Origin of the sequence: Arthrobacter sp. U41, assembly GCF_001750145.1 — a bacterium.
Lineage (GTDB): Bacteria > Actinomycetota > Actinomycetes > Actinomycetales > Micrococcaceae > Arthrobacter.
This window is the reverse complement of record NZ_CP015732.1, coordinates 1,226,751-1,237,315: the sequence shown is the minus strand read 5'-3', so window position 1 is coordinate 1,237,315 and position 10,565 is coordinate 1,226,751. Positions and strand designations below refer to the sequence as shown.

General features: G+C 64.6%; 11 protein-coding genes and 2 tRNA genes. 6 read left to right on the top strand and 7 right to left on the bottom strand.

The window, feature by feature from the left end:
* Positions 1 to 2 precede the first annotated feature (2 nt).
* Positions 3 to 1,958, top strand: a complete 1,956-nt coding sequence (gene pknB / locus ASPU41_RS05795) for a Stk1 family PASTA domain-containing Ser/Thr kinase (protein ID WP_069950123.1) — start codon at positions 3 to 5, stop codon at positions 1,956 to 1,958.
* Positions 1,959 to 1,974: 16 nt separating this feature from the next.
* Here pknB and ASPU41_RS05790 read toward each other — a convergent pair whose 3' ends face one another.
* Positions 1,975 to 2,616 carry an aminodeoxychorismate/anthranilate synthase component II gene (locus ASPU41_RS05790; RefSeq protein WP_069950122.1) on the bottom strand — a complete coding sequence of 214 codons (642 nt, stop codon included), beginning with the start codon at positions 2,614 to 2,616 and terminating at the stop codon, positions 1,975 to 1,977.
* A gap of 249 nt (positions 2,617 to 2,865) precedes the next feature.
* Here ASPU41_RS05790 and ASPU41_RS05785 point away from each other — a divergent pair, with 249 nt between their 5' ends.
* Both ASPU41_RS05785 and ASPU41_RS05780 read left to right on the top strand, forming a co-directional pair.
* Entirely contained in the window at positions 2,866 to 3,120 is a 255-nt protein-coding gene (locus ASPU41_RS05785; RefSeq protein ID WP_069950121.1) for a cell division protein CrgA, read from the top strand.
* A 119-nt stretch (positions 3,121 to 3,239) separates the two neighbouring features.
* Positions 3,240 to 3,845, top strand: a complete 606-nt coding sequence (locus ASPU41_RS05780; protein WP_069950120.1) for a DNA-3-methyladenine glycosylase I — start codon at positions 3,240 to 3,242, stop codon at positions 3,843 to 3,845.
* 1,158 nt (positions 3,846 to 5,003) lie between these two features.
* Here the strand turns inward: ASPU41_RS05780 and ASPU41_RS05775 are convergent.
* Both ASPU41_RS05775 and ASPU41_RS05770 read right to left on the bottom strand, forming a co-directional pair.
* Positions 5,004 to 5,885, bottom strand: coding sequence for a rhomboid family intramembrane serine protease (locus tag ASPU41_RS05775; RefSeq protein ID WP_069950119.1), 882 nt, complete (start codon positions 5,883 to 5,885; stop codon positions 5,004 to 5,006).
* Positions 5,886 to 5,894: 9 nt separating this feature from the next.
* The gene (locus ASPU41_RS05770; RefSeq protein ID WP_069950118.1) at positions 5,895 to 6,440 is read right to left on the bottom strand and encodes a peptidylprolyl isomerase; all 546 of its coding nucleotides are present in this window, start codon (positions 6,438 to 6,440) and stop codon (positions 5,895 to 5,897) included.
* A gap of 155 nt (positions 6,441 to 6,595) precedes the next feature.
* Between ASPU41_RS05770 and ASPU41_RS05765 the strand changes: the two genes are divergently transcribed.
* Entirely contained in the window at positions 6,596 to 7,576 is a 981-nt protein-coding gene (locus ASPU41_RS05765) for a hypothetical protein (protein ID WP_069950117.1), read from the top strand.
* A gap of 181 nt (positions 7,577 to 7,757) precedes the next feature.
* On the top strand, positions 7,758 to 8,633 hold the full coding sequence (locus ASPU41_RS05760) for a glycosyltransferase (protein WP_069950116.1): 876 nt from the start codon (positions 7,758 to 7,760) through the stop codon (positions 8,631 to 8,633).
* A 25-nt stretch (positions 8,634 to 8,658) separates the two neighbouring features.
* Here the strand turns inward: ASPU41_RS05760 and ASPU41_RS05755 are convergent, their stop codons facing one another.
* The gene (locus ASPU41_RS05755) at positions 8,659 to 9,573 is read right to left on the bottom strand and encodes a DMT family transporter (RefSeq protein ID WP_069952507.1); all 915 of its coding nucleotides are present in this window, start codon (positions 9,571 to 9,573) and stop codon (positions 8,659 to 8,661) included.
* A 117-nt stretch (positions 9,574 to 9,690) separates the two neighbouring features.
* On the opposite strand from ASPU41_RS05755, the gene ASPU41_RS05750 reads away from it, so the two are divergent.
* A complete protein-coding gene (locus ASPU41_RS05750; RefSeq protein WP_069950115.1) occupies positions 9,691 to 10,059 on the top strand; it encodes a cupin domain-containing protein in 369 nt (122 codons plus the stop codon).
* Between the two features lie 85 nt (positions 10,060 to 10,144).
* Here ASPU41_RS05750 and ASPU41_RS05745 read toward each other — a convergent pair.
* From ASPU41_RS05745 to ASPU41_RS05740, 3 genes are all read right to left on the bottom strand, one after another.
* Positions 10,145 to 10,220, bottom strand: a tRNA-Ala gene (locus ASPU41_RS05745).
* Between the two features lie 72 nt (positions 10,221 to 10,292).
* Positions 10,293 to 10,409 (bottom strand): DLW-39 family protein, encoded by a 117-nt coding sequence (locus tag ASPU41_RS23265; RefSeq protein WP_231941180.1) that lies wholly within the window; start codon positions 10,407 to 10,409, stop codon positions 10,293 to 10,295.
* A 70-nt stretch (positions 10,410 to 10,479) separates the two neighbouring features.
* Positions 10,480 to 10,553 (bottom strand) — tRNA-Ile (locus ASPU41_RS05740).
* Positions 10,554 to 10,565 lie beyond the last annotated feature (12 nt).

Sequence of the window (10,565 nt, the reverse complement as noted above, 5' to 3'; positions counted from 1 at the left end):
CCATGCCCGATTCACCCCGCACCCCATCGCACCGGGAGGACCGCGGCCCCGTGAACACGCAGCGCGTCCTCAGCGGACGCTATGAGCTGGGTGAGCTGATCGGCCGCGGCGGCATGGCCGACGTGTTCCGCGGCACCGACACCCGGCTGGGACGCACCGTGGCTGTCAAACTGTTGCGCCCGGACCTGGCCCGGGACCCGCAGTTCCAGGCCCGGTTCAAACGTGAGGCGCAGGCGGTAGCCGCCCTGAACCATCCCTCTATCGTTGCCATCTATGACACCGGTGACCACCCGGTCCCCGGCGACCACGAGGACACCGTTCGGGTGCCGTACATCGTGATGGAGTTTGTCTCCGGGAGAACGATCCGGGATCTGCTTCGCGCCAAGGAAGTCAGCATCGATCATGCGATCGATTTCACCCTGGGTGTCCTCGCCGCTCTGGACTACAGCCACAAGGCCGGGATCGTGCACCGCGACATCAAACCCGCCAATGTGATGTTCTGCCCGGAAACCGACAGTGTGAAGGTCATGGACTTCGGGATTGCCCGCGCCATGGCCGACTCGGCAGCGACCATGACCCAGACGCAGGCCGTGGTGGGGACCGCCCAGTACCTTTCCCCGGAGCAGGCCCGCGGCGAGACCGTGGACGCCCGCAGCGACCTCTACTCCGCAGGCTGCCTCCTGTATGAGATGCTGACCGGGCGCCCGCCCTTCATCGGTGACAGCCCCGTTTCCGTGGCCTACCAGCACGTGCGCGAAATCCCCGAACTGGCCAGCAGCTTGAATCCTGACGTCTCGGAGGCACTGGACAGCGTTCTGATGAAGGCGCTGCAGAAGAACCGTGCGGACCGCTTCCAGGATGCCGCCGCATTCCGCCGCGCCCTGCGGGCCGCGCGGAGCGGAGTCGGCGTCGCCGCTCCGGCGGCGAGCGAAGCTGCCACTGACCCCCATAACACGATACCGACGCCGGACAACGCGGCCACGGCCGCCTTCCCCGTGACCGGTGCGAAGTTCCTCGATGAGGCCCCCACAGGCCGGCTCCGTCCGGTGCAGGAGACCGAATCCGGGGACGAGAACGCCCTGATGGCGCAAGGTGTGGCCTACGGCGCCGAAGACACCGGCAGCCTGCCGCTGGTCCTGCCTCCCGGACGCGAGCACACCGCGCGGCAAAAGTCGCGCCGCCGGACGTGGATCACGGCGCTGGTCATTGTCACGGTGCTGGTGTTGGCCGGCGGCGGTCTGTGGCTCTACAACATGATGAACCAGGCGCCGCCTCCCATAGCCAAGGTCCTGGTGCCTTCCGTGACTTCGCTGACCGAGACCGAAGCCCTCCAGAAGCTCTACAACGCCGGCCTGAAACCCCAGCTCAGCCGTATGCGGCACGAGACGATCGCCAAGGGCCTCGCCGTCGGAACCGTCCCGGCTACCGGGACCTCACTGGACCCGAATTCGGACATCACGCTCAACATCTCCGAGGGCCCGAGCGTCATCACCATCCCCGCGGACCTGCCCGGGCGCACGGAGGCCGCGGCCCGCGATGTCCTGCGCCAGAAGGGTCTCGCCGGGGCTCCCGGCACCACCATGGCCAACAGCCCCACGGTCCCGGCCGGCATCGTGATCACGACCAACCCTGCGCCGGGCCAAAACGTGGCAGCGGGCAGCACGGTGGAAATCATCGTCTCCACCGGCAAGGTGGTGGTTCCCCAGCTCGTCGGGCTTCCGCTGGCCGAGGCTGAGGCCGCCCTGAAAGCGCTCGGCCTCGGCATAAACGCCACGGAAGTCGAAAACACCCAGGTGGAGCCTGGAAAGGTCACCGGTCAGGCTGACGCCGCGGATGCCCTGGTGGAACAGGGCAAGACGGTCACGGTCACAGTGGCCAAGGCTCCACCGCCCCCGCCGACACCGACTCCCACCCCCACGCCGACCCCTACGCCCACGAAGAGCGATAAGGACGGCTAAGTTTGCCGGGTCGGGTCTAGTGCTTGATGAGCGGGCTCAGCGCCGCTGCACGCTGGGCCGCCCCGGCCATGCCGAGGGATTCAAGCCAGTTCCCAAGCATCTGGTAGCCGCCTTCGGTCAGCACGGATTCCGGGTGGAACTGCACCCCGCAGAGCGGCGCTGTGCGGTGCTGAAGCCCCATGACGACCCCGGTCCCCGTCTCAGCGGTGATCTCCAGGACGTCCGGGATGCTCTCGCGGACGGCTGCAAGGGAGTGGTAGCGGGTCGCGGTGAAAGGGGAGGGCAGGCCGGCGAACACACTGTTGCCGTGGTGCTCCACCAGTGAGGTCTTGCCGTGCATCAGCTCCGGCGCATGCGTGACCGTTCCGCCGTAGGCCTCAGCCAGCGCCTGGTGTCCCAGGCAGACACCCAGCATCGGTTTGTTGTGGCTTCCGCACCACTTGATCAACTCGATGCAGACCCCCGCGCCGGCGGGGTTGCCGGGACCCGGCGAGATGAGTACGCCGTCGCGCGCTTCCGCCAGGTCGATCGCCTCGGCCAGGGTGACGTCGTCGTTGCGGACCACCGTGGTCTCCGCGCCCAGTTCCTGGAGATAGCCCACCAGGGTGTACACAAAGCTGTCGTAGTTGTCGACGACGAGGATTTTGGTTGTGCTCATGGGTGCCTTGCTGAACCAATCGTTGAATCAGTGAACTGGGTGGATTTTGCCATCCAGGAAAAAGGGAACCGGACCATCACTGCCTCCCGGACGTTCGCGGCGGACACCCCCGTGGCCTGAATTACGGCTAGAATTGGCTCCGAATAAGAACTCAAACAGGACCAAGAGCACGTTGACCGCCGGTGTATTCCTTCTTGCAGGATATCAAGCCATGGTCCAGCTCCTTGTTCCAGCCGCCTAGGAGGACCCGTGCCCGAGTCAAAGCGCCGTAAAAGCACCACCCCCGCCACGACGCAGACCTCCGCCCCGCGCGCGAACAAGCCGAACCCGGTCTGGTTCAAGCCGGTGATGTTCGGCCTGATGATCCTCGGCCTCCTGTGGATTATCACCTTCTACATCAGCGAAGGCGCCCTTCCCGTCGCCGCTTGGGGATCCGGAAACATCGTCGCCGGCTTTGGCATCGCCATCATCGGGTTCCTGATGACCACCCGCTGGCGTTCCTGAACCTCCTGGCACTAGCGAAGGACCGGCACACCCTGTGTGCCGGTCCTTCGCGTTAACGCCGGCGCCGCCAACCGGCCGATAATGCTGGAACAGCGAAATCATCGAGCGAAGGAATCCCCATGGCCCCGGCAGTGACCGGCTCGGTAATTGGCGACGACGGCCTGGCCCGGCCCCCCTGGGCGGCTGTGGATCCGATGCTGCGCGCTTACTACGACACCGAGTGGGGAATGCCGGTGCGGGACGAGCAGGGCCTTTACGAGCGCATCAGCCTCGAGGCCTCCCAGGCTGGGCTGTCCTGGGCCACCATTCTCCGGAAAAGGCCAGCGTTCCGGACCGCGTTTCACGGGTTCCATCCCGAGACGGTCGCCGCGTTCACTGAGGCGGATGTGGACCGGCTGCTCCTCGACACCGGAATCGTCCGCAACCGGCTCAAGATCCGGGCCGCCATCACCAACGCCCAGGCCACTGTTGCCCTGAGGGACGACGCCGGGCTGGTTGACTTCGTCTGGGCCTTCCAGCCGGAGTCCACGCCGGAGCCGACCTGCCACGCGGAAATCCCCACCACCTCGGCAGAGTCGATTGCCCTGTCCAAGGCACTGCGGAAGCGGGGCTTCGCTTTTGTCGGGCCCACCACGATGTACGCGCTGATGGAAGCGATCGGCATGATCGACACCCATCTGGTGGACAGCCACCGCCGGGGCAGCTCGGGGGTCTGGCCACGCTGAGACCGCCGGTGTGCACAACTCGGGTCGAAGTTATCCACAATGTTGAAAACTATTTGCGGACTCCGGCCCCTGCATACCGCCTTCCCCGGGCACTGTGGCCATCAGAATCCAGTGCGGGAAGCCAGGTCCACCCGGAAAGACAGGCCCGTTAGTTATTAACAGTGTGGACTCCCTGTGGATAAGTTCCCGGCAATGCTTTCCGATCGTTGAACCGGCAACCGTGGGGCGCTGACTCCACCGTAGTTTCAGCTCGCCGCGGCCCCGGGTGGAGTTATCCACTTAACAACAGTCGAATACCCACAACTTATCCACAGGTGGGGATAACGCAGCTCCAGGGTTGGTTCTCGCACGTAGCGGGCCCTGTATCGCGGCAATTCCGCCCGTTTACTTGGAGCGACAAGTTATTAACACTGTGAATAACCCTGTTGAAATCAGATTTGATCCGGGGTCCGTTGCGGCGCGGGAGTGCGGTCTTTGCTGTTCAGCGCACCCGACCGGCGTCCCATGGTGGCCGGCCGCGGAGGTCGGCCCGGGGTTGTCCACTTAACCACAGGGCCGGCCACAGGAGTTATCCACAATTGTGGAGATCTATCCGGGTCCCGGACCGGAATCGCCCGGTGTGGCCCTCAGATCCGGGGACGGTCGATGAACTACAGACGTGTAAGTTACCAACAGTGTGGATAACCCCTGTGGAAAACTCTGAGAGGCCCTGCGGCACGACCCGTCGTCCGCCCGAGGGCAACGGTCGCGGCAGCGTAAAAGGGCCCGTCCGGGCCGGAGCGGGCTGTGGAAAAGGGGAATACGCTGTGGAAAACCGCCTATGCCGCGCAGGGCCCGACGTTCCCGCGCAGTTCCTTCCGGCTCCACACCGAGGCAGCCGCGGAAAGTATCGGTTCCAGGGACCCGCGCACCGTTCCAGGGACCCGCGCACCGTTCCGGCGCCGGGCAACTGGGCTGGAACGTCGTGATTCCCAACAGGGATGAACGCAAGAACCCGCCGCAGATTAGGCTCAGCGGCGGGTTATCCGGAAGTCGAGGAGGGGTGGCAGCCCCGGGGCTCGCCCAGGGCTCAGCGGTTCGTCACAGATGGCCGCCGCGGGAGGCCCCATAGCGGCCACCTGTGACGAATGGGCGCCAAGACACCCACGCGAAGCGGGGTCAGGCGGTGGCGACCCTGAGGGCAGAGACTGCGATCAGCAGGGCGATGACCAGCACCAGACCACCGGCCTGCAGCAGACCCTGCCGCGGGCCGCGGGGGGTGTAAGCGAGGACGGCGGCGCACAGTGCACCGGTGACTGCGCCACCAAGGTGGGCCTGCCAGGCAATCGAGGGGACCACGAATCCGATGGCGCCGTTGATGATGATCAGCACCCAAAGTTGCCTGGTGTCGCCGCCGCGGCGGCGCTGGACTACGAGCATGGCGCCGAAGAGCCCGAAAATGGCACCCGAAGCACCCACAACGCCGCTCAGCGGCTGACCCGGTACGTAGCCCGGCGTCAGCAGGAGGTAGCCGACGGATCCGCCGAAGGCGGAGATCAAATAGACCGCCAGGAAGCGGATTCGTCCCAACAGCGGTTCGAGTGCCTGTCCAAACACCCAGAGCATGTACATGTTGAGCACGATATGGAGGAAGAAACCCTGGGAATGGAGGAAGGCGGACGTCACCATCCGCCAGGGTTCGAAAACCCCATAATCCGGGGTGGCATAAACGGTGGCGAATGCCAGGTCCTGGTAGATCCTGTCGTTGGGGATCAGCCACTGGAGAACAAAAACCAGGACACAGAGACCGATGATGGAAAAGGTGACCAGGGGCTTGCCGGCGGTCACAGCACCGCCGAAGACGGTCCTGACCTCCGGGGTGGTGCGCTTTGTTTCGTTGACACAGTCAACGCATTGGAATCCGACGGCGGCCGCCCGCTGGCAGTCGGGGCACGCAGGGCGCCCGCATCGCTGGCAGCGCACATAGGCGGGCCGGTCCGGGTGCCGTGGGCACACCGGGATCTGCGCGGACGGCTCTGCCGCCGGAAGTCCGTAGCTCATGCTGTGGGCTTAGAGCTTTTCTACGTCAATGCTGTTGATGGTGACGTCCTCGACCGGGCGGTCGCCCATCCCGGTGCGGACACCCTCGATGGCGTCGACAACCCTCTTCGAGTCCTCATCGGCCACCTCGCCGAAGATGCTGTGCTTGCCCTGCAGCCAGCCGGTCGGGATCGTGGTGATAAAGAACTGCGAGCCGTTGGTGCCGCGGCCCATCTGGATGCCGGCGTTGGCCATGGCCAGCTTGTACGGCTCGTTGAACGTCAGCTCCGGGTGGATTTCATCGTCGAACTTGTAGCCCGGTCCGCCGACGCCCCGGCCCAGGGGGTCGCCCGCCTGGATCATGAAGTCCTTGATGATGCGGTGGAAGATGGTTCCGTTATACAGCGGCGTACCCGTCTTGTCCTCACCGGATTCCGGATGCGTCCAGGCTTTCTCGCCCGTGGCCAGGCCGACGAAGTTCTCGACCGTCTTGGGGGCGTGGTTGCCAAAGAGGTTGACGACAATGTCGCCCAGGCTCGTGTGGATGGTTGCTTTTGCAGTTGCGATGGCAGTCATGGGCCCTATTCTTCCATGACAGCCCGTCACACACAGGGCCGGTCCGCCAGTTCCGCGCTGGGTGAAATCCGGCCCAAATCGGCCTGAAGAATAGCCGGTGAGGTCTGGGACACGTAGGCTAACAGCAGAACCGTCACATTAATCGGGAGGTAGTTGTGAAGAAAACGGATCGTATTGCCCGGGAGCTGGAGCAGTCAGTCAGCACCGGAGTAGAGAACGCCATGGAATGGGCCACCCCGCGGGTTGAAGCAGCAGTGAACTGGGCTGTTCCGCGCCTGCAGCAGGGTCTGGATACCGCTTCTCCCAAGATCCAGGAAGGCCTCAAGTCGGCGGCCTACAACCTCGCCGACGGTGTTGCGACGGTAACCCCGCGCATCCAGGACGGACTGGCACACCTCGCTCCGAAGATCCACGACGCCGTCGAAGGCGCCACCCCGCGCCTGCATGAGGCACTGGACAAGGCGACGCCGGTCATCGCCAACGCACGCGACCGGGTCGTCGTCGAGTATCTGCCGAAGCTCTCGGACCAGATCGGCCACGCCTCCGATGCTGTGCACCGGACGCTTGAGAGCGCTCCGGCCCACGTGGATGCGGTTGCCCAGAGGCTCGGCGATGTGGGGATTATCCACGCCGTCCAGGAGCAGGCGAAGACGGCGGGAAGCCATCTCAAGGGCGCTGCCAACCAGGCCGGCAAGGCCGTCGGCCTCGAACTGGTCAAGCCGGAGAAGCCCAAGCACCGCGGACTGCTGATCTTCGGCGTCATTGCCGCGGCCGTGGCCGCCGGTGTCGCCGCCTGGAAGGCCTCCAAGCCGGTCGAGGATCCGTGGAAGACGCCGGCTCCGGTGACGCCCGCGCCCGTGCCGGCCACCACCGTCAACGAGGTCAAGGATTCCGTCAAGGAAGCCGCTGACAACGCCGGCGCAGCGACGGTTGCAGCCGCGGACACCGCAGCGGACGCTTCGGCCGACGTTGCCAAGTCCGCCGATGACGCCGCGGACACCGCAAAGCACGCGGCGACCGACGCTGTCGAGGACAGCCAGGAAGCTTCGGCCAAGGTTGCCACCGATGCCAAGACTGCGGTCCGCAACATCGCCGCCAGCCGCAACAACGGCTCGGACAAGAGCACAGGCCTCTAAGAGAGCCTGGGTGCTGCCCGCGAGCAGCCATCGAGGGAGGGATTCCGCCATCGGCGGGATTCCTCCCTTTTTTTCGTTCAGTGCTTGCGTGCAGTGGCTGCGTGCGATGTTTACCAGTTCGTAGCCGGGGCATTGCCCGCCGGCGGGCCGGGGGAACCCCGTTGATGCTAAATTTGGGGGAATGTCACCCGAAAAATCCTCTGAGGATGCTTTATACGATGCTGTGCAGACCCCTGCTGTGTCTATTGTCATCCCGGCCTACAACGAGGAAAGCGTCATCCGGCAGTGCCTGATCGCTGCCGTGTACCAGTCTGTCCCGGCGCACGAGATCATCGTCGTGGACAACATGTCGAAGGACCGCACTGCCGATATCGTCCGGCAGATGCAATTGGAATATCCGGAGAGTCCAATCATCCTGCTCAGTCAGGATCGGGACCAGGGCCTCATCCCCACCCGCAACTTCGGGCTCGACCATGCCACAGGGGACATCCTTGGCCGGATCGACGCCGATTCCGTCCTCGAGCCCGACTGGGTTGAACAGGTTCAGAAGGCCTTCCGCGACCAGAACGTGCACGCCGCGACCGGCCCGGTGGTCTACTACGACATGCCGATGCGGCGGTTCGGCCTGAAGGCCGACGACAAGATGCGCCAGCTGATGCTCAAACTGGCCAAGCACCAGTATCACTTTCTCTTTGGGTCCAACATGGCCCTGCGCCGGTCGGCGTGGGAAATCATCCGGACCGAGACCTGCCGGGACGAGAAGGACGAGATGCACGAGGACATCGACTTGTCCCTGCACCTGGCCGACCACGAGCTCCGGATCCAGTACTGGCCCCAGATGGTCTCCGGAATGTCCGCCCGCCGGCTGGAAGATTCTCCCCGGGATTACCGCTACTACGTGACGCGCTTCGACCGCACGTACAAGGCGCACAACGTCAAAAAGATGGCGCTCAAGGCCCCCATGGTCGTCTTCTTCTCAGTTTACTTCCCGGCCAAGCTGCTCCGCGCGATCCACACCGTCAACACGGCCCAGCCAGCCCGCCGCGGCGGCCAGTAGCGCTGCCGGCGCCGGCCTTAGGAAGTCAGTCGGCCCCCAGCTCCGCCAGCGGGGCTGACCCGCGCCGCACGGACCGGGAACTCCGCTGCCCCAGGACGACCACGGCCAGGCCCACCAGGATCAGCGCCAGGCCGGCGTAGGTGCCGGCCGGGAGGGTTTCGGACAGGAATGCGGCCGCGAGCAGCGCGGCACCGGGGATCTCCAGCAGGATAATCATCGACACCAGCAGTGGACTCATCGTGGCCAGCAGGTGGTTGAAGGCGGTATGCCCGATCAGCTGAGCGCATACCGTAATGGCCAGGATGCCAAGCCAGCCGGCTGCTTCGAAACCTGCCAGCGGCTGCTGTGAGAACAGGGCAAGCAGCGCGACGGCGGCCGCGCACATCCCGTAGCAGAGGGTCGTGTACACACCCAGCCCCATCGTCTGGCGCGCCTTGCCCCCGGCCAGGGTGTAGACGCCCGCGAGTGCACCGCCCGCCACCGCCAGAAGGTCACCCAGCAGCGCCTCCGGTGAGCTGCCCATGTCGAACCCCGTAATCACCACAACGCCGCCGAAGGCTATCCCCAGGCCGGCCAGGACCGGCCAGCGGTGTCTGACGCCCCGGAGAAGCTGGAAGACGGCGATCCAGCCGGACTGTAGGCAGACGAGGGCGGTGGCCGCCGCGACGGAGGTCAACTGTAGCGAGGTGATGAAGCAGGCGAAGTGCAGTGCCAGCGAGATCGCAGCCGCCAGTGACCAGCCAAACTCCCTACCCGTCACCCTGCCAAACTGGCGCGGGTTCCGAGCCAGCACGGGTCCGGCCATAACGACGGATCCGATCGCGTTGCGCCAGAAGGCGATAGCCAGGGCACTGACCGAGGTGGCCCCCAGGGTGGCGGCAATAAGCGGCCCGGAGGAGGCCACACCGAGGACGCCCAGGGCGGCAAGGAAGAAGTTCACGGTCCCACAGTAGTGGCGACGGGGGCTGGCCAGCTCAGACACGAGCATCCTTGACCGGGGCAGGCGGCGATGCCAGTCTTAAATTCGGTCTCACCTTCATTCGTAAAGGAGACCATCATGGCTTCAACCATCCGCAAGAGCCTGGACCATCCGGAGGAAACCCGCCCCGTCAAAGACGGGATGGGCCAGGTGGAGCTCGTCAATCTCGACGCCGGAACCGTGGCACGTGCGACATTCCTGCCTGGCTGGAAGTGGTCCCAGCACGTCAAGCCGATCGCCCAAACGGACAGCTGCATGGTTGCCCACAAGGGCTATACCGTTTCGGGCCGCCTGAAGGTCGTTATGGACGACGGCGAGGAGAACGAGTTCGGCCCGGGTGACTTCGGCATTATCCCGCCGGGGCACGATGCCTGGGTCGTCGGTGATGAGCCCTATGTCTTTATCGACTGGCAGGGCATGGACGACTACGCCAAGCCCAAGGAATGATGCCGACGAGCTGCAGGCGAGCCCGGATACGTCAGGGCATGCAAAAGGCCCCGGACCGCGTTTCCGCGATCCGGGGCCTTTCCTATGGTGGAGGCACGGGGACTCGAACCCCGAACCCCCTGCTTGCAAAGCAGGTGCGCTACCAATTGCGCCATGCCCCCATAAGAAGCAACCCGACAATCATACCCTAGTCCGACAAGCTGTCTTCCAGTCTGTGGTCCGGGGAATCCGGGCTAGTCAACCGTATCGGTTGATTCGCTCCAGACCGTTTTCCGGGCTTCGGATTCCTGCACTTTCTTGTAGAGCAGGAGGCCTGCGATCGTGGCTGCAACAACCAGCAACTTCTTCACATGCACCCCGTTCTGATCCGGCGGTAAACGAATACCAACCAAACCTCCACTTGAATCTGTACAGATTCCGTGGGCGTACCAGGACTTGAACCTGGGACCTCTTCGTTATCAGCGAAGCGCTCTAACCGCCTGAGCTATACGCCCCGATGCCTCATC

Coding starts and splice junctions, on each gene's coding strand:
- ASPU41_RS05760 (WP_069950116.1), top strand. CDS start 7,758: ATGTCACCCGAAAAATCCTCTGAGGATGCTTTATACGATGCTGTGCAG.
- ASPU41_RS05770 (WP_069950118.1), bottom strand. CDS start 6,440: ATGACTGCCATCGCAACTGCAAAAGCAACCATCCACACGAGCCTGGGC.
- ASPU41_RS05790 (WP_069950122.1), bottom strand. CDS start 2,616: ATGAGCACAACCAAAATCCTCGTCGTCGACAACTACGACAGCTTTGTG.
- ASPU41_RS05775 (WP_069950119.1), bottom strand. CDS start 5,885: ATGAGCTACGGACTTCCGGCGGCAGAGCCGTCCGCGCAGATCCCGGTG.
- pknB (WP_069950123.1), top strand. CDS start 3: ATGCCCGATTCACCCCGCACCCCATCGCACCGGGAGGACCGCGGCCCC.
- ASPU41_RS05780 (WP_069950120.1), top strand. CDS start 3,240: ATGGCCCCGGCAGTGACCGGCTCGGTAATTGGCGACGACGGCCTGGCC.
- ASPU41_RS05750 (WP_069950115.1), top strand. CDS start 9,691: ATGGCTTCAACCATCCGCAAGAGCCTGGACCATCCGGAGGAAACCCGC.